Raw genomic sequence first — 24,521 nt, forward strand, 5'->3', positions numbered from 1 at the left:
CCCCACCCCCACCTACCGCACCATCACAAACCCCTCGACCCCCCGCTCCGCCCGCGCCACCGGCGGCACCGCCGCCCGGCCGACCGCGACCGTGCCCATCGGATCCCAGTCGTCCGGCAGGCCCAGGACCTCACGCACCACCGGGCGACAGAACATCGTGGACGACACCCACGCCGAGCCCAGCCCCTCGCCCGCCAGCGCGACCAGCAGGTTCTGCACCCCGGCCCCGGCCGCGACCACGAACATCTCGCGCTCCGCCGCGTTCCGCCGCGGGTCGGGATATGTGTGGGCACCGTCGGCGACCAGGCACGGGACCACCAGATACGGCGCCTTGCGCAGCACATCCCCGCGCCGCACCCGCTTGGCGATGCTCTCCTCCGAGAAGCCGTCCCCGCGCAGATCGGCGATCCAGGCGTCCCGCATCGCGTCCAGCAGTCGCGTCCGCGACTCCTCCGACTCCAGCAGGACGAACCGCCACGGCGTCGTATGGTGCGGCGCCGGCGCGGTGACGGCAGCGGCGACCGCGCGCCGCACCGCCGCGCCGTCCACCGGCTCATCGGTGAACTCCCGCACCGTACGGCGCAGCGTCACCGCCTCCCGTACGGCCTCGGAGGTGCCCAGCCGGAACATGTCGTCCGCGGCGCCGCGCACCAACGCCCGCGCGCCCGCGCCCCCATCAACCTCAACATCAACCTCAACGCCTTGCCCGCCCGACGACCCTTCAGCCCCGCCCGACCCCTCGAAAGCCCCGCCCAGTCCCTCGAACGCCACCATCTGCGGCAGCCCCCGCAACACGGCCACCGGCAGCCCCTCGGCCTTGCCCTTGACCAGATCACCCGCGGCGGCCAGCTCATCGGCGGTGGCGACGATGGTCGCGCTCAGCGCGTTCCCGTACGCGTCGACTCCGCCGCGCAGATCGTCCAGCACCCGCACCCCGGCCGCCCCGATGGCGACATCGGTGACCCCGGTCCGCCACGGCCGCCCGAACGTGTCGGTGACGATGACGCCGACCTCCACGCCAAGCACCTCCCGCAGCCCGGCCCTGATCGCCCGCGCCGAGGCGTCGGGGTCCTCGGGGAGCAACAGGACCGTTCCGGAAGGGGTGTTGGAGGCATCGACCCCGGCGGCGGCCATGACCAGACCGTGGCGGGTCTCGACGATCCGCGTACGGCCGCGCCGCGCCACGACCCGTACCGTCTCGGCGTCTATGGCTGCCTCGCGGTCGGCCGCTTCGATGACCCGCCCCTCCGCCTTGCTGACGATCTTGGAGGTGACCAGCAGCACATCGCCGTGCGCGAGCCCCGGCAGACCATCCGAGGTCGCGGCGTCGGCGATCAGCTTGGCGAGATCGTCACCGGGCCGCACCTCGGGCACCCCGGGCAGCGCCCACACCCGATACGACGGCAGCTCACCCGACGAGCCCCCGTACCCGCCCCCCGACCCGTCCGCCAACCCACCCAGCACCGCGTTCATCTCCGCGCTCATCCCCGCACCTCTTCCGCCAGCGCCAGCGCCTCGGCCGCCATCGCCACCGTGGCCTTGAGGTCCGTCATCATCAGCGGGATCGCCCGGCAGCGGATCCCGGCGGCCTCGACCTCCCCGACCGTGCCCGCGTCCACCGTGTCGACGAGCCAGCCGTCCAGCAGCCCGGAGCCGTAGTGCTTGGCGACGGCCGCGGCGGTGGACTCCACGCCGACGGCGGCGAGCACCTTGTCGGCCATGCCGCGCACGGGCGCGTCGCCCACGATGGGGGACAGGCCCACGACCGGGACCCCGGCGTCCGCGATGGCCTCGCGCACGCCGGGCACGGCGAGGATCGTGCCGACGCTGACCACCGGGTTGGACGGCGGGAAGAGGACGACATCGGCGTCGGCGATGGCCTCCAGGACGCCGGGCGCCGGTTTGGCCTGGTCGGCGCCGACGGGAACGACGGCATGGGCGGGCACGGAGGCGCGCAGCCGCACCCAGTACTCCTGGAAGTGGACGGCCTTACGGCCTTCACCGTCAGGGTCGTCGATCAGGACATGGGTCTCGACGCGGTCGTCCGTCATGGGCAGCAGCCGCACCCCCGGCTGCCACCGGGCGCACAGCGCCTCGGTGACGGCGCTCAGCGGATAGCCCGCACCGATCATCTGCGTACGGACTATGTGCGTGGCGAAGTCGCGGTCGCCGAGGCCGAACCACTCGGGCCCCACCCCGTACGCCGCCAGCTCCTCCTTGACGGTGAAGGTCTCGTCGGGCCGGCCCCAGCCCTGCTCCTCGTGGATGCCACCGCCGAGGGTGTACATCACGGTGTCGAGGTCGGGGCAGACCTTGAGGCCGAAGAGGTGGATGTCGTCGCCGGTGTTCCCGATGACGGTGATGTCGGCGTCCGGGGCCGCCGACATCAGACCGCGAAGGAAACGGGCGCCGCCGATACCGCCTGCCAGAACCACAATGCGCATGGAGGACAGTCTTGCAGCAGCCTCGGACATCGGGGGCGTTCGGGGCGGCTCAGCCGCCGAGGGCGCCCAGCGCGTCCGCTCCGGCCCCGGCGGCCAACTCGGCGCTCTGGGTGGGGTGCAGCGGCATTTCGGTCAGCCCGGGGAAGTAGATGTGCAGACTGACGGCCGGTTCGAGGGCGTCGTTGACCACGTCGTGCACATAACCGGGCGCGAAGACCCGCTGCGCGCCGGCGTGCAGCGCATGCCGCGCGCCGCGCGTCCCCACCCGCTCGGTGAGCTCGCCCTGGAGCACGGTCAGCACCCCGGAGGAGCGGCCGTGGTCATGGGCCCCGCTGCCCTGCCCCGGCACCCAGCTGAGCAGCCACACCTCATAGCCGGGACCGGTGCGCAGCCGGTGGTACCAGCGGCTGGTGGCGTCGTACTGGATGAGGGGCGCCCAGCCGTCGCGGTCCGCCGCGATGGCGCGGGCCAGGCCCGCGAAGGCGGAGACGGTGGAGGGGTGCGCGGGTACGGGCGGCAGCAGATGCGGGATGGCGAGCGGGTCACCGGCGATCTGGACGTCGCTGTTCATGCGGTGGGGTTCCTCGGCGGGAAGGGCGCGGAGAGAGCGCCGTAAGGACGCGGTGGGGCGGTGGGAGTGCGGTGGGGGAGGGAGCTGCGATCCGGGCGCGGTGCGCGGTGCGCGGTCTCGGATAGGAGACGTGGTGCGCGGTCTCGGGTGCGAGACGCGGTGCGCGGCCTCAGTACGAGACCGGGACGCCGGGCGCGGAACGCGGAGAGAGCTGGAGCTCGGGAAGCAGCCTCAACAGCTCGAACAGCGACAGCGAGCCAGCACGGCGCAGCGGAACCCGTGGTCACGGGTCGGCAGGGGCGCGTGGGTCACTGACATGCGACCAAGGAGACCCGGATCGCCACACCGCTGTCAACTTCATCTCACATTTCAGGTCAAGGTTCACCCCATCCGGTCGCTGTGGAGGCAGAAAGGTTTGTGCGCGCGTTGTATCGGTGACACGGCGCATCAAGCGCGTCACCCCCGCATCACTCCCGCGTCACCCCGCCCACTCCGCCCACTCCGCACGATCTGCCGCACCGTCCGCCGCGCGATGCAACGGGACCGGCGCCGATGGCGTCCTCCTCAGTGAGTGAGAGGAGGGACCCCGGGCAACGGATGGGGTAGGTGTCGCGTTTAGGCCGATTTGAACACTTTCCGCGCATCCTTGGTTCCGCAGAGTGAATAAGAGGCCCAATAGCAGATCTCGGCTTGACTGGCCCGGATCGGCACACTTGTAATTTCACTCGTGTCGTTCTGCCGCTTCAGCGAGGGCATCGGACACGGGGACGCAAAGACAGACGAGGGGCGCACATGACCGAGTTGTTCCAGCAACTGCTGGTCGAAGAGGCGGACGAGGAGCTTGGTTGGCAGGAGCGCGCGCTCTGCGCCCAGACCGATCCCGAGTCGTTCTTCCCGGAAAAGGGCGGATCCACCCGTGAGGCGAAGAAGGTATGTCTCGCCTGCGAGGTCCGCTCCGAGTGCCTTGAGTACGCCCTCGCCAACGACGAGCGCTTCGGCATCTGGGGCGGTCTGTCCGAGCGCGAGCGCCGCCGCCTGAAGAAGGCCGCCGTCTGACCCGCGGGGTCTGGGATCCGCCGCTCCGCCGAGCCCATGGCGACGGGAGGCGGACCGGTCGCGTACACAGCCGTTAGTGTGGGGCCCCGTCCGAGACGCTCCAACGCCCCCACGGGGCGCGCGCGTCCACCGCAGTCCAGCGAACCGGGGCCCGTACCTCGATGTCCGTGCACAGCCACCCGGCGGCCCAATATCCGGCCGCCTCCGCCGCGTTTGCGCCCGCTCACGAACCGGTGCAGACACCGGCCCATCCGCGTCATGTCGTCACCGCCGTCCTGGTCGCCCACGACGGTGCCCGCTGGCTGCCCGACGCGCTGTCCGGTCTGCTCGGCCAGGAGCGCCCGGTCCAGAGCGTCATCGCGGCCGACACCGGCAGCGCCGACGACTCCGCCCGGCTGCTCACCGAGACCCTCGGCGAGGAGCGGGTGCTGCACATGGCGCGCCGCAGCGGCTTCGGCACGGCCGTCGCCGAAGCGGTCCGTACGGCCCCCGTGCTGGGCCCCGAGGAGCTGACGTACCTCAAGCGCCCCAGCGGCTGGGACCCCGTCAACCGCACCTGGCGCGACGACGCGTACGACATGCCGGAGCTGCCGCACGGCGAGCCCGTCCAGTGGCTGTGGCTGCTGCACGACGACTGCGCGCCCGAGCCCGACGCCCTGGCCGAGCTGCTGCGGGTGGTCGACGCCGAGTTCACCGCCAATCGCCGGCCCGCGATCGTCGGCCCCAAGCTGCGCGGCTGGTACGACCGCCGGCAGCTGCTCGAAGTCGGCGTCAGCATCGCCCGCAGCGGCCGCCGCTGGACCGGCCTGGAGCGGCGCGAGCAGGACCAGGGCCAGCACGACCAGGTGCGCCCGGTGCTTTCGGTGTCCAGCGCGGGCATGCTGGTGCGCCGCGACGTGTGGGAGCAGCTGGGCGGTTTCGACTCCCGGCTGCCCCTGATGCGCGACGACGTCGACCTGTGCTGGCGCGCCCAGGCGGCCGGGCACCAGGTGCTGATCGCCCCGGACGCCGTACTGCGGCACGCGGAGGCGTCCGCGCGCGAGCGGCGGCCCATCGACTGCGTGGGGCGCTCGGTGGCCAACCCCCACCGCGTGGACAAGGCCGGCGCCGTCTACACCCTGCTGGTCAACACCCGGGGCGCGCTGCTGCCCTATGTGATGCTGCGGCTGATGTTCGGCACCCTGCTGCGCACCCTGGCCTATCTCGTGGGCAAGGTGCCGGGACAGGCCCTGGACGAGGTCGCCGGTCTCTTCGGCGTCCTGCTGCGGCCGGGACGGATACTCGCCGCCCGTAAGCGCAGAGGCCGCCCCGAGACGGAGCCGGGCGAGCTGCGACCGCTCTTCCCGCCGCCCGGCGCGACCGTAAGGGCGACGGTGGAGCAAGTCGCCAGCAATATTGGCGGCCGTTCCGAGCCCGAGCTGTCCTCCGGCGGGCGGCACGGCGCGGTCGAGTCCGGGCCCGGCGGCGACGACGCCGACTTCCTGGAGATCGAGCAGTTCGCCCGGCTCAAGCGGATCGCGCGCAAGCCCGGCCCGATGCTCTTCCTCGTACTGCTGGTGGTCTCGCTGGTCGCCTGCCGTGACCTGCTGGGCGCGGGCGCGCTCGCGGGCGGGGCGCTGCTGCCCGCGCCCGCCCACGTCTCCGAGCTGTGGTCGAGCTATGTGGACGGCTGGCATCCGGTCGGTACCGGAGGCACCCAGTCCGCGCCGCCGTATCTGGCCGCCCTCGCCTCGCTGGCCACGGTCTTCCTGGGCTCCACGGGCTTCACGCTGACCCTGTTGCTGGTGTGTTCGGTGCCGCTGGCCGGGTTCATCGCGTACTTCGCCTCCCGGCCGCTGGTCGAGTCCCGGCTGCTGCGCGCCTGGGGAAGCGTCGCGTACGCCTTCCTCCCGGCCGCGACCGGGGCGCTCGCGGGCGGGCGGCTGGGCACCGCCGTGCTCGCCGTACTGCTGCCGCTGATGGCCCGGGCGGCGGCCGCCGCGACCGGCTTCACCAGTAATGGGACGCGGCTGCCGAGCTGGCGGGCGACCTGGGCGTACGCGCTGCTGCTGACGTTCACCATGGCCTTCACCCCGGTCGTCTGGCCGATGGCGCTCCTCCTGGGCGCCGGTGTGCTCGTGCTGCGCCACCGGCAGAGTGGCAGCGAACAGCTCATGGGGTACGGGCTCCGGTTCCTGAGCCTCGTCGTCACCCCGCTCATCGTGCTCGCCCCCTGGTCGCTGGATCTCGTCACCGACCCGGCCCGCTTCCTCGATGAGGCCGGGCTGGACCGCGGCGCCGGCTCCGCGTCCGCCCTGGACCTGCTCGCGCTCAGCCCCGGCGGCCCCAACGGTGGCGGCACGCTGCTGCTGCTCGGCTTCGTCCTGGCCGCGCTCGCCGCCCTGATGCGCGGCGGGCGGCAGACCGTGGTGCGCACCGCGTGGGCCGTGGCGCTCACCGGTTTCCTCTTCGCGGCGCTCACCAACGGTTCCGGCTGGGCCGGGCCCGCGACCCTCGTCTACGGCCTGGCCCTGCTGACCGCCGCCGTGGTCGGCGCCGAGGACGCACGGGAGCGGGTGGCGGCGCAGAGCTTCGGCTGGCGCCAGCCGGTGGCGCTGCTGATCGCGGTCGCCACGGTCGCCGCGCCGCTGTACGCCGCCGTCACCTGGATGACGGGCGGCGCGGACGGCCCGGTGGGGCGGCGCGACCCCTCGCAGGTCCCGGCGTTCGTGGCGGCTGAGAGCGCCACCGAGGACCAGGCCCGCACCCTGGTGCTCGGCGGCGACAGCGGCACCGCCCGCGCCGACTACGCCCTGGTGCGCGGCTCCGGCGCCCGGCTGGGCGACGGCGAACTCGCGGCGGCGGGCGGTTCCGACACCCGGCTCGACGGCGTCGTGGCCAATCTGATCGCGGGCTCCGGCGCCGACCAGACCCGTCAGCTCGGCGGCTACGCGGTGCGCTATGTGTACGTCCAGAAGGGCGCGCCGCCCGAGATGGAGCGGGTGCTGAACGCGACCCCGGGCCTCACCCAGCTCAGCCGGGAGCACGGCGGCGTGCTGTGGCGGGTCGACCAGCGGGTCTCGCGGGTCTCCATCGTCCCCGCCGAGTCCTCGGGCCGCCCGGCGGGCGGGGCGGCGGCCAAGCCGGTGCACGTGGCCTCCGGCCCCGTCGAGGCGCACACCACGGTGCCGGACGGCACGGCCGGGCGGGTGCTGCGGCTCGCCGACCGGTCCGCGCCCGACTGGCAGGCCACGCTCGACGGCAAGCCGCTGGAGCCGACGACGGTTGACGGCTGGGCGCAGGGCTTCGAACTCCCGGCGGGCGGTGGCCGGTTGGACCTCACCTACGACACGCCCATCACCCACACCGCATGGGTGTGGGCGCAGGGGCTGCTCGCGGTCGTGCTGCTGGTGCTCGCGCTGCCGGGCCGCCGCCGGGACGTCGACGACGACATGCCGGACGCTGAGGGCTCGGCCGCCGCCGTCACCGCCGAGGACCTGGCGGGCGACGGCCGCCGGGCGCGGCGGCTGCGGGCCGCGGCGGAGGCGCAGGCCGTGCAGGACGGGGGCGCCAAGGGGCGGCCGGAGACGGACCCGGCCGCCGCGGACTCCATGCCCGGGCAGCCGGACTCCATGCCGGGGCAGCCGGGCGAGATTCCCCCGCAGCCGGGTGAGCCCCCGATGCCGGGTGAGCCGCCGCTGCGGCCGACCGCCGAGCCCGCCGCCATGGGCGACCCTTACGGCGACAACGCGATGGCGAACGACCCTTACGGCGACCAGACGGCCGCCGGTGACCCGTACGCGGCGGTGCCGCACCAGCAGCAGTACGGGCAGCAGCAGTGGGACGCGCAGACGTACGCCGACGCCGGGTACGGCCAGTACCCGGCCGGTCAGTACCAGGGAGAGCAGTACGCCGGAGAGCGGTACCAGGGCGGGCAGTACGCGGGGGAGCAGTACCAGGGCGAGGGCTACGCGGGCCAGTACTCCACCGGCCAGTACCCGGCCGGTGACTACCAGGGCGGCTATCAGGACAACGCCTACCAGGACACCGGCTACCCGGCCGGATACCAGGAGGGCCAGTACCCGGCGGACCCGTACGCGGGCGGCCAGTACGCCGACCCTTACGGCTACGACCAGCAGCAGCCCTACGCCGACGGCGGCTACCCCCCGCAGGGCGACACGACGTACGGCGGCGCCGACCCCGAGGACCGCCGCGACGGGAGCGATCAGCAGCGATGAACCGCACCACCCTGTCCCTGATCGGCGCCGCCACGGCGCTGGCCGCCGTCACCGGCGTCGCGGCCCTCACCGGGGGCTCCTCCGACGACGCGGAGGCTTCGGCGAAGGCCGCCACTCGGCTGCCCGTACAGCGCTCGACGCTGCTGTGCCCGACGCCCTCCTCCTCGGACGTGAGCAGCACCACCTACACCGCGTACACGCCCAAGGGGGACGGCGCGGACTCCAAGGACGGCACCGCCGAACTGCTGCCCGCCCAGAACCCCGTTGACGACACGACGGATCCCGGCGGCGATGACGGCGGTAAGGACGACGGCAAGAACGGTAAGGACGGTGACGGTGACGGTAAGGACGGCGGGAAGGGCGGCCGGGCGGCCCCGTCCGGCGACAAGCCCGTACTGCCCCTGAAGGAGCCCGGCAAGCCCGTCACCACCGAGGAGAGCAGCGCGGGCGCGCCCGCGCTCATCGGCACCGCCGACGGCCGCTTCGCGCCCGGCTGGACGGTCCAGCAGACCACCACGATCGACGCGGGCAGCGGGCGCGGCCTCCTGGGCACCGCGTGCACCGCGCCCGACACGGACTTCTGGCTCCCGGGCGTCAGCACCGACCGGAGCCGCCAGGACTTCGTCCATCTGACGAACCCGGACGACGCCGCGGCCGAGGTGGACCTGAAGCTCTACGGCCCGAGCGGCCGGCTGAAGGCGTCCACCGACGAGGCGATCACGGTCCCGCCCCGCTCCACGGTCCCGGTCCTGCTCTCGACCCTCACCGACCAGCGGGCCGCCAGTGCCTCGCTCCATGTGACGGCCCGCAGCGGCCGGGTGGGGGCGGCCGTGCAGGCCGTGGACCAGAAGGCGGGCAGCGACTGGCTCCCCGCCTCCGCCGTGCCCTCGACGAGCGTGGCGATCCCCGGCATCCCCAAGGACGCCACCTCGGCCCGACTGGTCGTCTTCGCGCCCGGGGCCGACGACGCGGACCTCAAGGTGCGGCTGGCCGGGCCGAACAACGCGATCACCCCGGCCGGACATGAGTCGTTGCACGTCAAGAGTGGGATGACAAGGGCGATCGACCTCGGCGACGTGACCAAGGGCGAGCCCGGATCGCTGCTGCTCACCCCCGAGGGCGGCGAGGGCCCGGCCACACCGGTCGTGGCCGCGCTCCGGGTGACCCGGGGCAAGGGGAGCGACCAGGAGACGGCGTTCATCCCCGCGACCTCCGCGATCGAGCGCAGCGCCACCGCGGCCGACAACCGCACCAAGGGCTCCACGCTCTCCCTGGTGGCGCCGCGCGCGTCCGCCAAGGTGCGGATCACCGCCTCGGCGGGCGCCGGGGGCGGCAGCCCGGTCAGCAAGACCTACGAGATCAAGGGCGGCACCACCAAGGCCCTGGAGCCCCCGCGCCCGTCCTCGGGCAAGGGCCCGTACGCGGTGACGGTCGAACGGCTCTCCGGCGGCCCGGTGCACGCCTCACGGATGCTGGCGCTGTCCCAGGACGGCGTGCCGATGTTCACCATCCAGTCGCTGCCGGACGACCGGGGCACGGTCGCAGTGCCCGAGGCGGGCCAGGACCTGTCCCTGCTCAACGACGACTAGGGCGGGGGTGGAGCGGGCGCCAGGTCACCACTGCCCGCCACCCCCACCCGTACTTCGGCCTACTCCTGTCCGTACCGCGGGTCCACGGACTCAGGCGCCAGCCCCAGCAGCTCCGCCACCTGCTCGACCACCACCTCGTGCACCAGCAGCGCCCGCTCGTCCCGGTTCTTCGCCCGGATCTCGACCGGGCGGCGGTAGATCACGATCCGGTCCGGCGCGTCTCCGCGGGCCGCGATGAAGCGCCCGAGCGGCACGGACTCGCCGTCCCAGCCGTCCGCCGCCCCGCCGTGCCCGTCCGGGCCGCCGCCCGACTCCGGGCCGCCGAGCCCCGGCGTGGGCACCTCGAGCACCGTGAAGTCGACCCCGGACAGCTGTGGCCAGCGCCTCTCCAGCCGCTCCGCCGAGTCCTGCACAAGATCGACGAAGGAGTCCGCGCGGCTGACCGAGAGGGGCACCTGGGGAGGCGCGATGGGGCCGCGCATACCTCGTCCGTGGCGGTCGCGACGACGGGGACGCGGCTCGGACTGGTGGGGGTTTACGGGCCTGGTCATCACTCCGAGGGTAGCCGTCGCCGACCCGCCCCCATGCGCTTACCGGACAGCCGTGCCGGATGTCGCCAAATGAGCATTCCAGCCATGCTTGGGTCCAAAAACAGACGTCTCTTGAGTCGCTTCTCTGGCTCAGGATGATCCCTCTCGGTTCGAGTGCTGACCGGATTCGTTGTCGGCGGTTCTGGCCGCGTCGGAGGTCCACGCTGGTCAGCCAGTAAGTTCACGTTTCGGGTGCACGGTGCGAACTGGGACGACACGGCGGAGTGAGCTGGTGGAGAGTCGTCGCGGCCCGCTCAAGAGTGCGGTACCGTCCAACGTCGTGAGCCCTGTACGTCGCTGTTCGCGCACCGCCTGCGGCCGCCCCGCCGTCGCGACGCTGACGTACGTCTACGCGGATTCGACCGCCGTTCTCGGGCCACTCGCCACGTACGCCGAGCCCCACTGCTACGACCTGTGCTCGGAGCACTCGGAGCGGCTGACCGCCCCGCGCGGCTGGGAGGTCGTCCGGCTCGCCGTCGACAGCGGTCCGCCCCGGCCCAGCGGTGACGATCTGGAGGCGCTGGCCAACGCGGTCCGCGAGGCCGCCCGCCCGCATGAGCGCGCGGCGGGAGCGGCGGCCGGTTCCGGGGGCGCCGGGGGCGGTCACGGCGGCCGGGAGGGCGACCCGCGTGAGGTCGCGCGCCGCGGCCATCTGCGGGTCCTGCGGTCGCCCGAATCCTGATCGGCTTCCGCTCCCGCGATCTCCCACGACCTTACGCAAAGGTTTCCGCGAGCCCCGGGCGCCCCGGGTCCCCGGGCGATCTCCAGGATCACTTGCTGCCGGAGCATTGACTGTGACTTCGCGCGGACACGACCATGCCTGCACCCCAGGGTCCTCCGTTTCCGCATCACGGATGTGACCTTCCAGGGATGGCCCATGCCGGGAGGCCCGTGTGTTCGTGCAGCAGTTGGACCCCGTCGCCGATTCACTCTCCCTGTCCGCCCTCATAGCCGCCCTTCCCCTCGTCACCGTCCTCGTCCTGCTCGGCGGGGTGCGGATGCGCGCCCACTACGCGGGCCCCATAGGGCTCGTCGTCGCCGCCCTCGTCGCCTGCCTCCCGTACGGGATGCCCGTCGGCCAGACCGTCTCCAGCGCCGCCCAGGGAGCGCTCTTCGGCCTCTTCCCCATCCTGTGGATCGTCGTCAACGCCCTGTGGGTGTACCGGATGACGGTCCGCACCGACCACTTCGACGTGCTGCGCCGCTCCTTCGGCCGGCTCTCGGACGACCCCCGCGTCCAGGCCCTGGTCATCGCCTTCTGCTTCGGTGCGCTCCTGGAAGCGCTCGCCGGGTTCGGCGCCCCGGTGGCGATCTGCTCGGTGATGCTCGTGGCGCTCGGCTTCGACCCGGTGCGCGCCGCCGTCGTCGCGCTCGTCGCCAACACCGCGCCGGTCGCCTTCGGCGCCATGGCCACCCCGGTGGTGACGCTCGCTCAGGTCACCGGGCTGCCGCTGGACTCCGTGGCCTCCGTCGTGGGCCGCCAGACCCCGCTGCTCGCCCTCGTCGTCCCGCTGCTGCTGGTGGCGCTCGTCGACGGGCGGCGCGGGCTGCGCGAGACCTGGGCGCCCGCGCTCGCCTGTGGATTCGCCTTCGCCGTCGCCCAGTTCACCGTCTCCAACTACCTCTCCGTCCAGCTCGCCGACATCGCGGCGGCACTGGTCGGCGCGGCCGTGCTGATGGCCGTGCCCGCCGCCCGGCGCCCCGCGGAGGAGCCGGTGCGCGCCGCCGTGCTCACGGGCGTGCGCAGCGACGACCTGGACCGTGAGGACCCGCGCCGGGAGGTGGTGCGCGCCTACGCCCCGTACGCGCTCATCGTCGCGATCTTCTCCATCGCCCAGATCGGCCCGGTCAAGGACCTCCTGGCCAAGGCCACCCGCGCCTTCGACTGGCCCTTCCTGGACGTCGCCGACCCCGACGGGAAGGCGGTGAGCGCCAATGTCTTCTCGATACCGTTGATCGCCACCGGCGGCACCCTGGTGCTGGTGGCCGGGGTGGCCACCGCCGTCGTCCTCAAGGTGCCCGCGGGGGACGCCCTGCGGGAGTGGGCGGCCACGGTGCGCGAACTGCGTCATGCGATCCTTACGGTCACTTCGGTGCTCGCGCTCGCCTATGTCATGAATCTCTCCGGACAGGCCGCCACCATCGGTTATTTCGTCGCGGCCGCCGGGGCCGGACTGGCCTTCCTCTCCCCGGTGCTCGGCTGGTTCGGCGTCGCCGTCTCCGGCTCGGACACCTCCGCGAACGCCCTCTTCGGCGCCCTCCAGGTGACCGCCGCCCGTGAGTCCGGGCTGTCCCCGGAACTGCTCGCCGCCGCCAACAGCTCGGGCGGGGTGCTCGGCAAGATGATCTCCCCGCAGAACCTCACCATCGCGTGCGCGGCGGTCGGGCTGAAGGGGCGCGAGGGTGATCTGCTCCGCAAGGTGCTGCCGTGGAGCCTCGCGCTGCTGCTGGTGATGTGCCTGATCGTCGTCGCGCAGTCATCGTTCCTGCTGAGCTGGATGCTGCCGTGACCCGGGCCGCGGATGGTCCGCGGCACGCCGCGCGAGTTGGCCGATAGCACGCCGCGCGACGGGGCTCACAGTTCCGGCCCAGGTCCTGCGGGTAGGTTTTGAGGTCCGCAGGGACGTACGCGGAGACGTCCGTAAGGACACAGGCAGAGACGTCCGTAGGGACATCCGCAGAGACATCTCCACCAGGACCTCCAGAAGGGGTTGGCTGTGCCCGACTTGTCGCAGATCGTGAAGGCGTACGACGTGCGCGGTGTGGTCCCGGACCAGTGGGACGAAGCGCTCGCCGAACTCTTCGGCGCCGCCTTCGCCCGGGTGACCGACGCGGACGCGATCGTCGTCGGCCATGACATGCGCCCCTCCTCGCCCGGTCTGGCGCGGGCCTTCGCACGCGGCGCCGCCTCGCTCGGGGTGGACGTGACCGAGATCGGACTGTGCTCGACCGATCAGCTCTACTTCGCGAGCGGATATCTCGACCTCCCCGGCGCGATGTTCACCGCCAGCCACAACCCCGCGCGGTACAACGGCATCAAGATGTGCCGCGCGGGCGCCGCCCCCATCGGCCAGGACAGCGGGCTCGGCGAGATCCGCGCCCTGGTGGAGGGATGGACGGACGGCGGCGCGCCCGAGCCCGCCGCCGAGCCCGGCACCATCACCCAGCGGGACGTCCTCCACGACTACGCCGCCCATCTGCGCTCGCTGGTGGACCTGACCGCCATCCGGCCGCTGAAGGTCGTCGTGGACGCGGGCAACGGCATGGGCGGCCACACCGTCCCGACCGTCTTCGAGGGGCTTCCGCTCGAGCTCGACGCCCTCTACTTCGAGCTGGACGGCACCTTCCCCAACCACGAGGCCAATCCGCTCGACCCCAAGAACATCGTCGACCTGCAGGCCCGGGTCCGGGAGACCGGCGCCGACATCGGGCTCGCCTTCGACGGCGACGCCGACCGCTGCTTCGTCGTGGACGGGCGCGGCGAGCCGGTGTCCCCCTCCGCCATCACCGCCCTGGTCGCCTCGCGCGAGCTGGCCAAGCACCCCGGCGGGACGGTCATCCACAACTGCATCACCTCCTGGTCGGTCCCCGAGGTCGTCAAGGAGAACGGCGGCACCCCCGTCCGCACCCGCGTGGGCCACTCCTTCATCAAGGCCGAGATGGCCCGTACCGGCGCGATCTTCGGCGGTGAGCACTCCGCGCACTACTACTTCCGCGACTTCTGGAACGCCGACACCGGCATGCTGGCCGCCCTGCACGTCCTGGCCGCACTCGGCGGCCAGCAGGGCCCGCTCTCGGGCCTGGTGGCCCAGTACGACCGGTACGCGGCCTCCGGCGAGATCAACAGCACCGTCGACGACCAGACCGGGCGCATGGAGGCCGTCAAGGCGGCGTACGAGCGCCGCGAGGGCGCCGAACTCGACGAACTCGACGGCCTTACGGTCACCACCGCCAACTGGTGGTTCAACCTCCGCCCCTCCAACACCGAGCCCCTGCTCCGCCTGAACGTCGAGGCACGGGACCAGGAGACGGCAGCCGAGGTCCGCGACGAAGTCCTCTCCATCGTCCGCGCCTAGCCCTGACGGACGGCCGTCGACGCGCGACCGGCCGCCTCCTCAGGTGGCGCGGCTCCGCGGGGCGGCCCACAGGCCCCTTCGGCGTCGTACCGAAGGTCCGCGCTTACGGAGGCCGCGGACGCTGCGGCTGTCCGCGCGGCCCCCGTGGGCCCAGCGGAGCCCTTGCGAGGCGCCCGTGGCCCCGCAGAAGCCTTTACGGCGTACGGAGGCCCCGCGCGGGGGCCACAGCGCTGCCGGAGCCCGGGGGAGCCCCCGGGCTCCGGTGTACACCGGCCGCGCCCCCGCCCCGCCCGGCGGTACGCTGACCTCGCCGGACCGATGTCCGGCTGGACCCATACCCGAAGGGACGACCCCATGCCGCTCGAAGCCGGTCTTCTGGAGATCCTCGCCTGCCCGGCGTGCCACGCCCCGCTGCGCGAGGAGCAGTCCGCGGAGACCCTTGAGCTGGTGTGCACGGGCGAGGGGTGCGGCCTCGCGTACCCCGTGCGGGACGGCATCCCCGTGCTGCTCGTCGACGAGGCGCGCCGCCCGGCCTGACCCGGCGGCCCGCCGGGGTCCAAGCCCCGCGCGGTCCCGCGCGGGGACGCCCGCCGCGCAAGCCCCGCGCGATCCCACGCGTACCGCCCGCCACGGCGATCGGAGGCCGAAGCACGATGCTCGACGAATCCCTCCTCGACGCCCCCGAAGCCCTCGCCCGCGCCGATACCCGCGGGCTGCTGCGCGGAGCGGCCGAGGCCGGGGCCCGCGTCCGTACCGCCGCCCGGCACGCCGCCGAGGCCGGGATAGGCGACCTCAAGCCGGACGGGCGGCCGCGTGCCGTCATGGTCGCGGGCCCGGGGGCGGCCGGAAGCTGCACCGCCGACCTCCTCGGCGCGCTCAGCGGAGGCAACTGCCCGGTCAGCCTGATCGCGCCCACCGGCGTGGCCCCCGCGCCCGGCGCGCTGCGCTGGACGCTGCCCGGCTGGGCGGGCCCGCTGGACCTGCTGGTCATCGCGACCCCGGACGGCACGGAACCGGGCCTTCCGCGCCTGGTCGAGGAGGCGTACCGGCGCGGCTGCGCGATCGTCTCGGTCGCCCCGGGCCAGTCCCCGCTGGCCGACGCGGTCGCCCAGGCCCGCGGCCTGATGGTGCCGCTGGCCACGGCGTCGTACGGCTCGGCCCCTTATGGCAGGGGCGGGTACGCCACCGGCGGGCACGGCACCGACCCTTACCTCGGGGACCCGCGCGAGCCCGGCGAGCCCGGCGCCGAGGACACCGCCCTCGCCGAGGGCGCCCTGGGCGACGCCCCCGCCCCGTACGCGACGCACTCCGTCCCGCAGCCCGTCGAGCCGCCCGGCACCGCCCCCGACGAGATGACCGGCCCCGCGCTGCCCGGCACGCTGTGGGCCCTGCTCACCCCGCTGCTCCTGCTGGTCGACCGGATCGGCCTGGTGTCCGCGCCGCCCTCCGCGCTGCAGCAGGTGGCCGACCGGCTCGACCAGGTCGCTGAGCGCTGCGGCCCGGCCATCGCCACCTACACCAACCCCGCCAAGACGCTCGCGGCCGAGCTCGCCGGGGCGCTTCCGCTGCTGTGGACCGACGGCCCGGTCGCCGCCGCGACCGGACGGCGCTTCTCGGGGCTGCTCGCGGCGCTCGCCGGGCGCCCCGCGCTCGTGGCCGAGCTCCCCGGGGCGCTCGCCGCGCATGGCGCGCTGCTGACCGGGGCGTTCGCGGGCGGGGCGGACCCCGATGACTTCTTCCGTGACCGGGTGGAGGAGCCCGAGGCGCTGCGCGCCCGGATCGTGCTGCTCCACGAGGAGCCGGTGGGCCCCGTCTCGGCCGTGCCGACCGCCCGGGAGCTCGCGCTGGCGCACGAGACCGCGTTCAGCGAGCTGGAACCGGCCGAGGGCACCCCATTGGAGAGCGCCGCGGAACTTCTCGCCATCACGGATTTCGCCGCCGTTTACCTCGCGCTCGCCTCGCCGGATAGAACGTGAGGTCGTCATGGACCTTGAGCGCGACCGTACGGCCGTCGTACGACCGTAAGGCCGCACTCAAGGCCGCGAAGACCGCAAAAGCCGCAAGGCTGCGAACGTCGCAAAGACCGTGAAGGCCGCAAAGGCCGTAAGGCCAAGGCGCGCACCACCACCCACCCGCCCCACGTCCCTCACTGCACAGTCAGGAACCGCACCGCATGGACCGCCTCGTCAACACCGTGCGCCCCTACGCCTGGGGCTCCACCACCGCCATCCCCGAGCTGCTGGGCGTCCGGCCGACCGGTGAGCCGCAGGCCGAGATGTGGATGGGGGCGCACCCCGGGGCGCCGTCCCGGGTCGACCGGGGCACGGGCCCCGTCGCGCTCTCCGAGGTGATCGCCGCGGATCCCGACGGTGAGCTCGGCGCGGACGCCGTAAGCCTCTTCGGGCCCCGGCTGCCGTTCCTGCTGAAGGTGCTGGCCGCCGACTCGCCGCTGTCGCTCCAGGTTCACCCGGACCTCGCGCAGGCCAAAGAGGGCTTCGCGGACGAGGAGAAGCGCGGCGTCCCGGCCGACGCCCCGCACCGCAACTACAAGGACGCCAACCACAAGCCCGAGCTGATATGCGCACTCACGCCGTTCAACGGGCTGTGCGGCTTCCGTGACCCGAACGAGGCGGCCGAGCTGCTGGCCGCCCTCGAGGTCGACTCGCTCAAGCCGTACGTCGACATCCTGCACGCCCAACCGGAGTCGCACGCCCTGCGCGAGGTGCTGACCGCCGTCCTTACGGCCGACCCGGAGGCGATGGCGGAGACCGTAAGGCAGGCGGCTGCTGCCGCGGAGCGGCTCGGCGCGCAGGACGGACCGCACGCCCCGGCGTACACGGCGTACGCATCTATCGCCCGGCACTACCCGGGCGACCCCGGGGTGATCGCCGCGATGCTGCTCAACTTTGTGACCCTCCAGCCCGGCGAGGCCCTTTACCTCGGCGCGGGCGTGCCGCACGCCTATCTCGATGGTCTGGGCGTCGAGATCATGGCCAACTCCGACAATGTGCTGCGCTGCGGACTGACGCCCAAGCACGTGGACGTCCCCGAGCTGCTGCGCGTCGTCCGCTTCGAGAGCGCCGCCCCCGCCGTGCTGCGGCCCGAGGCGGACCCCTCCGGCGAGGAGCTTTACACCACCCCGATCGACGAGTTCCGGCTCTCCCGCCATGTCCTCGCCGACGGCGCCGCTCCCCGCCCGCTGCCGACGACCGGCCCGCAGATCCTGCTCTGCGCCTCGGGCGAGGCCTCCCTGCGCGGCGCGGACGGCGAACTCCGGCTACAGCGCGGGGAGTCGGCCTTCGTACCGGCCGGTGAGGAGGCCGCCCTGAGCGGCGAGGGCACGGTGTTCAGGGCCACAGTGACGGCCTGAGGTACGGCCCGCTCGACGGGCTGCAACAATGGCCCGCCGTGAGGCGGTAAAGCACTGGCAAAGCCGCCATGAGCTGCCATGTAAGCGGAAGGGAAATTCGGCACATATGAGTGCATCAGGCGGAACCAAGGCGATTGTTGCCGCGCTGGGCGCGAACCTGGCCATCGCCGTAGCCAAGTTCGTGGCGTTCGCCTTCAGCGGCTCGTCGTCGATGCTCGCCGAAGGCGTGCACTCGATCGCCGACTCGGGCAACCAGGGGCTGCTGCTCCTCGGGGGGAAGAAGGCCAAGCGCGAGGCCACCCCCGAGCACCCCTTCGGCTATGGCCGCGAGCGCTACATCTACGGCTTTCTCGTCTCCATCGTGCTGTTCACCATCGGCGGGGTCTTCGCGCTGTACGAGGGCTACGAGAAGATCCAGCACCCCCATGAGCTGGAGCACTGGTACTGGCCGGTCGGGGTGCTCGTCTTCGCGATCATCGCCGAGGGCTTCTCCTTCCGTACGGCGATAAAGGAGTCCAACGAGATCCGCGGCAAGCTGAGCTGGTCGCAGTTCGTGCGCCGCGCCAAGGCCCCCGAGCTCCCCGTCGTCCTCCTGGAGGACTTCGGCGCCCTCGTCGGCCTGGTCCTCGCGCTCGGCGGCGTCGGTCTCACCCTGCTGACCGGCGACGCCGTCTGGGACGGCATCGGCACCCTCTGCATCGGCATACTGCTGGTGCTGATCGCCCTGGTGCTCGCGGCCGAGACCAAGTCGCTGCTGCTGGGCGAGGCGGCCGACGCCACGGAGGTCGCCAAGATCCGCGAAGCCGCCGTCGACGGCGAGACCGTCACCAGCGTGATCCACATGCGCACCCTCCACCTGGGCCCCGAGGAACTGCTGGTCGCCGCCAAGGTCGCAGTCCAGCACGACGACACCGCGGGAGAGGTCGCCCGCGCGATCGACGCCGCGGAAGCCCGCATCCGGGAGGCGGTCCCCATCGCCCGGGTCATCTACCTGGAACCCGACATCCTCCGGACCTCAACCTCGGCCTGAACAGGCCACAGCCGCTTCGTGTCCATCTGCCCCGCACGGCAGAACGAGTGGGACGGGCGCACCCCCGGGGCCCGGAGCGGGGCCCCGGGGGCCCGGGGGCTTTACTCCCGGTTTCGGGAAGGGGCGGGGTGGGGGAGAGACCCACTCCCGTCCCCCGACCTACCCGATCCCCCTCAACACCCCCAGAATCCCCTCCACGTCCCCGGCCTCCAACAACCGCTCCCGAAACCCCGCATCCATCAACTTCCGCGACAACAGCGCCAGAATCCGCAGGTGCTCATCCCCCGCATCCGCCTCCGGCACCGCGATCATGAACACCAGCCGAGCCCTCGTCCCATCCGGCGCACCCCACTCGATCCCCTCAGGGGAACGCGCGAAGCCGACGACCGGAGCGGTCACCGCATCCGTCTTGGCATGCGGAATCGCGATCTCCTCGCCGAGCCCGGTCGTGCCCTGGTCCTCCCGGGCAAACGCGGCCCGCACCAGCTCCGCCGTATCCGTCACCTTGCCGGTCGCGGCCAGCAGCGAAGCCATCTCACGGATCGCGGCATCCTTACCGTCGGCCGCCAACCGCTCCTTCACGGTCTGCTCAGTGAGATACCCGGACAGCACCTGCCCCGTGGGAACGGCCTCGGCCTCGCCGGTCTCGGCGGCCACCACCTGAGCAGCGACCGCCTTACGGTCACCCGCAGCACCACTCGCCTCCCCGGCACGGTCGCCACCGCCCACCCCGGCAAGGACGGCCTCAGCCGGAACCGACGCCGCCGCCCCGGAGCCACCACCCACGGCGCCACCCGCACCACCGACGGTGGCACCCACACCACCGGCACCACCCGCCACCCCCACCGCAGCCCCCGAATCAACCGCACCCCCACCCACCGACATCAGCCCAATCGTCACCAAGGCCGTCACCGCCGTACCCACCACCACCGCGACAAAGAACATCGGCACCCCGCCAACCGCACCGAGCACCGCCACGATCGGCCCCCCATGCGGCACGTTGTCCTCGACCGACGCCACTCCGGCTATCGCCCCGGCGACCGCACCGCCCACCATGTTCGCCGGGATCACCCGTGCCGGGCGCGCCGCAGCGAACGGAATCGCACCCTCCGTGATGCCGAAGAAGCCCATGAAGAGCGCCGCGAGCCCGGTCTCCCGCTCCTGGTCGTCGAACATCCGGCGGCGCAGCAGCGTGGCCAGCCCCTGACCCAGCGGCGGCACCGGAATGGCCGCCGCACACGCCCCCATCACCTCGGGGTTCTTGGACACCAGCCCGGCACCGAAGAGGAACGCGGTCTTATTGACCGGACCGCCCATATCGAACGCGATCATCAGCCCGAGAATGATGCCGAGCACCGCCGCACTCGTGCCGGTCAGCCCGCCGAGCCAATCAGTGAGCTGCTCGAAGATCCAGGAGATCGGCTCGCCGAGGACATAGATGAAGAAGAGGCCGAGTGCCGAGGTCGCCACGATCGGGATCACGATGATCGGCATGATCGGCTGGACGAACTTCGGAACCCTGACCCGCTTGATCCACAGCACCAGATAACCGGCCAGGAAGCCGGTGACGATCGCCCCGATGAAACCGGCGCCCGCCTCGCTGTCGTACAGCTCGCCGTGCGCCGCGATCCAGCCGCCCACCATGCCGGGCACCAGCGCGGGCCGGTCCGCGATGGCGTAGGCGATATAGCCGGACAGGGCCGGGATCATCAGCTCGAAGCCGATGCTCCCGATGTCGTTGACCGTCTTCCAGAAGGAGTCGTCGGGAATGACGATGCCCTTGGACGTCGTATCACCGCCCAGGGCCAGCGAGACGGCGATCAGCAGACCGCCGACCACCACGAACGGGATCATGTACGAGACGCCGTTCATGAGCGCCTTATAGGTGACGCTGCGCCCCTTACTGCCGCCACCACCGCCTCCGGAAGCCGCCGCCCCGGAGGCGCCGCCGTGCCCGGCACCAGAGCCATCGCCCTCGTACACCGGCGCGTCCAGCACCTGCTCGATCAGCCGCTGCGGGCGGTGAATGCCATCGGCGACCCCGACGACAAGCACCCTCTTACCGACGAAACGACTGCGGTCGACGTCCTTGTCGGCGGCGATGATGATGCCGTCAGCCTCGCTGACATCGTTGTCAGACAGTACGTTCTCAGCCCCAATCGAGCCTTGGGTCTCCACCTTCATGCTGTGGCCCAGCGACTCCGCCGCCTGGGCCAGCTTCTCAGCGGCCATATAGGTATGGGCGATACCCGTGGGACAAGCGGTCACCGCGAGCAGTTTGAGCCCCGGTCCGCTTGCCCCCGCACCGTTGGGGGGATCGGCTGGACTGGTCACGTGGTTCTCCTTAACGCATTGGGCGGGCGCGGGAAGCTGCCAGCGTCCCCGCGCTCGCGGCATCGTGCAATACGTCCGGCCGGGATCAAAGCGACGGGCTGGACCCTCGCCCCGGACCCTCAATAGAGAACGGCGCGGCCGACAACCCCCCACAGCGGAGCGGCCCCCAAGCACCGCACCCGTCGCCCCTGGTCATAGCCGTACGGCCGAAGATGACCGATGGGGGCTGGGGTTCGCTCCGCCGATCGGTGTAGATTCGTGACCGAGCCAGACGTCGCTGCTGATGGCGGTCGGGCGGTCCGCACCTGCGGGTCGGCCGAGGGAGAGAGGGCCTCCGACGGACTGTGCACTGTGAGGTAGAAGGGGACAGGTGTGCCCGCTGTCGCGGCGCACCGCCCAACGTCACGCCTCGCATGCCCAGCCGAACCACTCTCGCTCGCACACGATCGAGGAGGAGCAGCACTCATGACGACAGCCGTCTCCGGTCAGGACTTCAAGGTCGCGGACCTCTCCCTGGCTGCCTTCGGCCGTAAGGAGATCACCCTCGCCGAGCATGAGATGCCCGGCCTGATGGCGATCCGTAAGGAGTACGCCGAGCAGCAGCCGCTCGCGGGCGCCCGAATCACCGGCTCCCTGCACATGACGGTGCAGACCGCCGTGCTGATCGAGACCCTGGCCGCCCTCGGCGCTCAGGTCCGGTGGGCCTCGTGCAACATCTTCTCCACCCAGGACCACGCCGCGGCCGCGATCGCCGTCGGCCCCGAGGGCACCCCGGAGAACCCGCGGGGCATCCCGGTCTTCGCCTGGAAGGGCGAGACCCTGGAGGAGTACTGGTGGTGCACGGAGCAGGCGCTGACCTGGCCCGGCACCCCCACCGGCGGGCCCAACATGATCCTGGACGACGGTGGCGACGCCACTCTCCTCGTCCACAAGGGCGTCGAGTACGAGAAGGCCGGCGCCGCCCCTGACGTCGCCACCGCCGAGAACGACGAACACCGGGTCATCCTCGAGCTGCTGAACCGCACCATCGCCGAGAACCCGCGCAAGTGGACCCAGCTGGCCTCCGAGATCCGCGGCGTCACCGAGGAGACCACCACCGGCGTCCACCGCCTCTACGAGATGCAGCGGGACGGCTCGCTGCTCTTCCCGGCGATCAACGTCAACGACGCGGTCACCAAGTCCAAGTTCGACAACAAGTACGGCTGCCGCCACTCCCTGATCGACGGCATCAACCGCGCCACCGACGTGCTGATCGGCGGCAAGGTCGCGGTCGTCTGCGGCTACGGTGACGTCGGTAAGGGCTGCGCCGAGTCGCTGCGCGGCCAGGGCGCCCGGGTGATCATCACCGAGATCGACCCGATCTGCGCGCTCCAGGCCGCGATGGACGGCTACCAGGTCGCCACCCTGGACGACGTGGTGGAGACCGCCGACATCTTCATCACCACGACCGGCAACAAGGACATCATCCTGGCCTCGGACATGGCCAGGATGAAGCACCAGGCGGATCGTCGGGAACATCGGCCACTTCGACAACGAAATCGACATCGCCGGGCTGGCCGCCCTTCCGGGCATCGTGAAGGACGAGGTCAAGCCGCAGGTCCACACCTGGACCTTCCCCGAGGGCAAGAAGATCATCGTGCTCTCCGAGGGACGTCTGCTGAACCTCGGCAACGCGACCGGTCACCCGTCGTTCGTGATGTCCAACTCCTTCGCGAACCAGACCATCGCCCAGATCGAGCTCTTCACCAAGCCGCAGTCGTACCCGACCGACGTCTATGTGCTCCCCAAGCACCTGGACGAGAAGGTCGCCCGCCTCCACCTGGACGCGCTCGGAGCCAAGCTGACCACGCTCCGGCCCGAGCAGGCCGCCTACATCGGCGTCCCGGTCGAGGGTCCGTACAAGCCCGACCACTACCGTTACTGATCGCATCCGCTGATCGCACCGGCGCCGTCGACCACACCGTCGGCGGCCGCTGACCCGGCCCCCGCCCCGGCGGGGGCCCCAGGGCCCGTCCGCGCCATCCGGCCGGGCGGGCCCGACGCTCGTCAAGGACCTCACCATGCCCCGCGGCCGCTACTCCCTCCACGACCCGCACGATCACGCCCCCCTGGGCGAGGAGCACTTCCAGTGCGCTCCCGGCCCCAGCGGATGGCGCTATGTCGCACAGCGGACCTCACCCTCCGGCGATCACACCGGATCCCTGGACCTCACGCTCGACGAGCTCGGCCGCCCGCTCAGGGTGGAGCTGCACGCGTCCAGCTGGCAGGTCAGGGGCGCCGCGCTGGACGGGGTCACCTGGGTCCGCACGGACCCCACCGGGGAGTACGCGACCGAGGGCAACGTCCGCGCCCACTCCTTCACCGGCGCCTCCCCGGCCTTCCTCGTCGCCGTCTCCCGGCTGCTGCGCCTGGAACCGGGCGCCGGGGCCGTCCGCGTCCGCCTCGTGGCCTTCACCGACCCGGTCCTCGCACCCCTCACCCTGGATCAGTCCTGGGCGCTTCTCGACAGAACGGGTCACGCCACCGACACCGGGCCACTCGTTGTGGACGAGTACCAGGTCGGTGAGGTGGACACCGGAGAGGCCAGAACGGTCCACATCGCCGGCGACGTGGTGCTCGCCGCCCCCGGTATCGAACTGGAGCATCTGGAGAGCCCACCGTCGTCCTTCGCGGCCTGACGGCCATCTCACCCCGTCTGACCTGCGACGTTGAGAAACTTCAGGGAATCTCTTGACCGGGTGGCAACCGATCCGTACGTTGGAGTGTCGCGGTGACCGGAGCGAGTAGACGCTCCGGTCGGACCGCACAAAGAATCTTGCCCGGAGTCCTTGACCAAGGCAGTCCGGGGAGGTAGGTTTAAACGGTTGTGGTGAGCAGCTCTTGCCCACCCCCAGAACGCATCTGAGCCGCTCCGCAGACGGATGGAAATCCAAACGGAGCACCTTTTGACACTCGCAGGCATCACATGAAGCCGATTAGGTTCGGCGGATGATCGTCTGCTAAAGTCGCAAACACGCCGAAAGGCAAGGCCCCTCCAACGGCCATCAGAGACGGAATTCGGATCGGAAACGGTCGGAAATCGGGTCTGGTAAGGTTGGAAACACCGAAGGGAAGCGCCCGGAGAAGCCGGTGAAACGGTTTCGAAGGAAGCGTCCGTTCCTTGAGAACTCAACAGCGTGCCAAAAGTCAACGCCAGATATGTTGATACCCCGTCCATTCGTTGGACGAGGTTCCTTTGAAGAAA

At 71.9% G+C, this 24,521-nt stretch carries 16 protein-coding genes and 1 pseudogene; 12 read left to right on the top strand and 5 right to left on the bottom strand.

Annotated features, from left to right (window positions below):
* Window positions 1–12: 12 nt before the first annotated feature.
* From VT50_RS05900 to VT50_RS05910, 3 genes are read right to left on the bottom strand one after another with little or no spacing between them, the layout of a single operon-like run.
* Window positions 13–1,473 (bottom strand): coenzyme F420-0:L-glutamate ligase, encoded by a 1,461-nt coding sequence (locus VT50_RS05900; RefSeq protein ID WP_046084829.1) that lies wholly within the window; start codon window positions 1,471–1,473, stop codon window positions 13–15.
* An 8-nt stretch (window positions 1,474–1,481) separates the two neighbouring features.
* On the bottom strand, window positions 1,482–2,444 hold the full coding sequence (cofD, locus tag VT50_RS05905; RefSeq protein ID WP_046084817.1) for a 2-phospho-L-lactate transferase: 963 nt from the start codon (window positions 2,442–2,444) through the stop codon (window positions 1,482–1,484).
* Between the two features lie 49 nt (window positions 2,445–2,493).
* Window positions 2,494–3,015: a cysteine dioxygenase gene (locus VT50_RS05910; RefSeq protein WP_046084818.1), complete on the bottom strand. Its 522-nt coding sequence runs from the start codon at window positions 3,013–3,015 to the stop codon at window positions 2,494–2,496.
* A gap of 792 nt (window positions 3,016–3,807) precedes the next feature.
* Between VT50_RS05910 and VT50_RS05915 the strand changes: the two genes are divergently transcribed.
* The 3 genes from VT50_RS05915 (at window position 3,808) to VT50_RS05925 (ending at window position 9,877) form a co-directional block, all read left to right on the top strand.
* On the top strand, window positions 3,808–4,071 hold the full coding sequence (locus VT50_RS05915) for a WhiB family transcriptional regulator (RefSeq protein ID WP_004952403.1): 264 nt from the start codon (window positions 3,808–3,810) through the stop codon (window positions 4,069–4,071).
* A 161-nt stretch (window positions 4,072–4,232) separates the two neighbouring features.
* A complete protein-coding gene (locus VT50_RS05920) occupies window positions 4,233–8,288 on the top strand; it encodes a glycosyltransferase family 2 protein (protein ID WP_046084819.1) in 4,056 nt (1,351 codons plus the stop codon).
* Window positions 8,285–9,877 carry a DUF5719 family protein gene (locus VT50_RS05925; RefSeq protein WP_046084820.1) on the top strand — a complete coding sequence of 531 codons (1,593 nt, stop codon included), beginning with the start codon at window positions 8,285–8,287 and terminating at the stop codon, window positions 9,875–9,877. Before VT50_RS05920 ends, VT50_RS05925 begins: the two co-directional genes overlap by 4 nt.
* Window positions 9,878–9,936: 59 nt before the next feature.
* Here VT50_RS05925 and VT50_RS05930 read toward each other — a convergent pair whose 3' ends face one another.
* Complete coding sequence (locus VT50_RS05930; RefSeq protein ID WP_046084821.1) at window positions 9,937–10,359, bottom strand: metallopeptidase family protein; 423 nt, start codon at window positions 10,357–10,359, stop codon at window positions 9,937–9,939.
* Window positions 10,360–10,699: 340 nt separating this feature from the next.
* Between VT50_RS05930 and VT50_RS05935 the strand changes: the two genes are divergently transcribed.
* The 7 genes from VT50_RS05935 (at window position 10,700) to VT50_RS05965 (ending at window position 18,943) form a co-directional block, all read left to right on the top strand.
* Window positions 10,700–11,149, top strand: a complete 450-nt coding sequence (locus VT50_RS05935) for a DUF3499 domain-containing protein (protein ID WP_046084822.1) — start codon at window positions 10,700–10,702, stop codon at window positions 11,147–11,149.
* A 211-nt stretch (window positions 11,150–11,360) separates the two neighbouring features.
* Window positions 11,361–12,977: an L-lactate permease gene (locus VT50_RS05940; protein ID WP_046084823.1), complete on the top strand. Its 1,617-nt coding sequence runs from the start codon at window positions 11,361–11,363 to the stop codon at window positions 12,975–12,977.
* A 207-nt stretch (window positions 12,978–13,184) separates the two neighbouring features.
* Window positions 13,185–14,543, top strand: a complete 1,359-nt coding sequence (locus VT50_RS05945) for a phosphomannomutase/phosphoglucomutase (RefSeq protein ID WP_046084824.1) — start codon at window positions 13,185–13,187, stop codon at window positions 14,541–14,543.
* Between the two features lie 354 nt (window positions 14,544–14,897).
* Entirely contained in the window at window positions 14,898–15,080 is a 183-nt protein-coding gene (locus VT50_RS05950) for a Trm112 family protein (RefSeq protein WP_046084825.1), read from the top strand.
* A 116-nt stretch (window positions 15,081–15,196) separates the two neighbouring features.
* Window positions 15,197–16,519 carry an SIS domain-containing protein gene (locus tag VT50_RS05955; RefSeq protein ID WP_046084826.1) on the top strand — a complete coding sequence of 441 codons (1,323 nt, stop codon included), beginning with the start codon at window positions 15,197–15,199 and terminating at the stop codon, window positions 16,517–16,519.
* A gap of 197 nt (window positions 16,520–16,716) precedes the next feature.
* On the top strand, window positions 16,717–17,913 hold the full coding sequence (gene manA, locus VT50_RS05960) for a mannose-6-phosphate isomerase, class I (protein ID WP_046084827.1): 1,197 nt from the start codon (window positions 16,717–16,719) through the stop codon (window positions 17,911–17,913).
* 106 nt (window positions 17,914–18,019) lie between these two features.
* Entirely contained in the window at window positions 18,020–18,943 is a 924-nt protein-coding gene (locus VT50_RS05965; RefSeq protein ID WP_046084828.1) for a cation diffusion facilitator family transporter, read from the top strand.
* 159 nt (window positions 18,944–19,102) lie between these two features.
* On the opposite strand, the gene VT50_RS05970 is transcribed toward VT50_RS05965, so the two are convergent.
* Window positions 19,103–21,277 carry a fructose-specific PTS transporter subunit EIIC gene (locus tag VT50_RS05970; RefSeq protein ID WP_079343770.1) on the bottom strand — a complete coding sequence of 725 codons (2,175 nt, stop codon included), beginning with the start codon at window positions 21,275–21,277 and terminating at the stop codon, window positions 19,103–19,105.
* A 465-nt stretch (window positions 21,278–21,742) separates the two neighbouring features.
* On the opposite strand from VT50_RS05970, the pseudogene ahcY reads away from it, so the two are divergent.
* Both ahcY and VT50_RS05980 read left to right on the top strand, forming a co-directional pair.
* Window positions 21,743–23,201 (top strand): annotated as a pseudogene (ahcY, locus tag VT50_RS05975) (adenosylhomocysteinase).
* A gap of 136 nt (window positions 23,202–23,337) precedes the next feature.
* On the top strand, window positions 23,338–23,955 hold the full coding sequence (locus tag VT50_RS05980) for a hypothetical protein (RefSeq protein WP_046090379.1): 618 nt from the start codon (window positions 23,338–23,340) through the stop codon (window positions 23,953–23,955).
* Window positions 23,956–24,521 lie beyond the last annotated feature (566 nt).

Source organism: Streptomyces antioxidans (genome assembly GCF_000968685.2).
GTDB classification, from domain to species: domain Bacteria; phylum Actinomycetota; class Actinomycetes; order Streptomycetales; family Streptomycetaceae; genus Streptomyces; species Streptomyces antioxidans.

What these genes read in the sequence shown, in the direction of transcription:
- VT50_RS05930 (WP_046084821.1), bottom strand. Translation starts at nt 10,359, where the DNA reads ATGCGCGGCCCCATCGCGCCTCCCCAGGTGCCCCTCTCGGTCAGCCGC.
- manA (WP_046084827.1), top strand. Translation starts at nt 16,717, where the DNA reads ATGGACCGCCTCGTCAACACCGTGCGCCCCTACGCCTGGGGCTCCACC.
- VT50_RS05965 (WP_046084828.1), top strand. Translation starts at nt 18,020, where the DNA reads ATGAGTGCATCAGGCGGAACCAAGGCGATTGTTGCCGCGCTGGGCGCG.
- VT50_RS05920 (WP_046084819.1), top strand. Translation starts at nt 4,233, where the DNA reads ATGTCCGTGCACAGCCACCCGGCGGCCCAATATCCGGCCGCCTCCGCC.
- cofD (WP_046084817.1), bottom strand. Translation starts at nt 2,444, where the DNA reads ATGCGCATTGTGGTTCTGGCAGGCGGTATCGGCGGCGCCCGTTTCCTT.
- VT50_RS05900 (WP_046084829.1), bottom strand. Translation starts at nt 1,473, where the DNA reads ATGAACGCGGTGCTGGGTGGGTTGGCGGACGGGTCGGGGGGCGGGTAC.
- VT50_RS05925 (WP_046084820.1), top strand. Translation starts at nt 8,285, where the DNA reads ATGAACCGCACCACCCTGTCCCTGATCGGCGCCGCCACGGCGCTGGCC.
- VT50_RS05950 (WP_046084825.1), top strand. Translation starts at nt 14,898, where the DNA reads ATGCCGCTCGAAGCCGGTCTTCTGGAGATCCTCGCCTGCCCGGCGTGC.
- VT50_RS05955 (WP_046084826.1), top strand. Translation starts at nt 15,197, where the DNA reads ATGCTCGACGAATCCCTCCTCGACGCCCCCGAAGCCCTCGCCCGCGCC.
- VT50_RS05980 (WP_046090379.1), top strand. Translation starts at nt 23,338, where the DNA reads ATGCCCCGCGGCCGCTACTCCCTCCACGACCCGCACGATCACGCCCCC.
- VT50_RS05910 (WP_046084818.1), bottom strand. Translation starts at nt 3,015, where the DNA reads ATGAACAGCGACGTCCAGATCGCCGGTGACCCGCTCGCCATCCCGCAT.
- VT50_RS05915 (WP_004952403.1), top strand. Translation starts at nt 3,808, where the DNA reads ATGACCGAGTTGTTCCAGCAACTGCTGGTCGAAGAGGCGGACGAGGAG.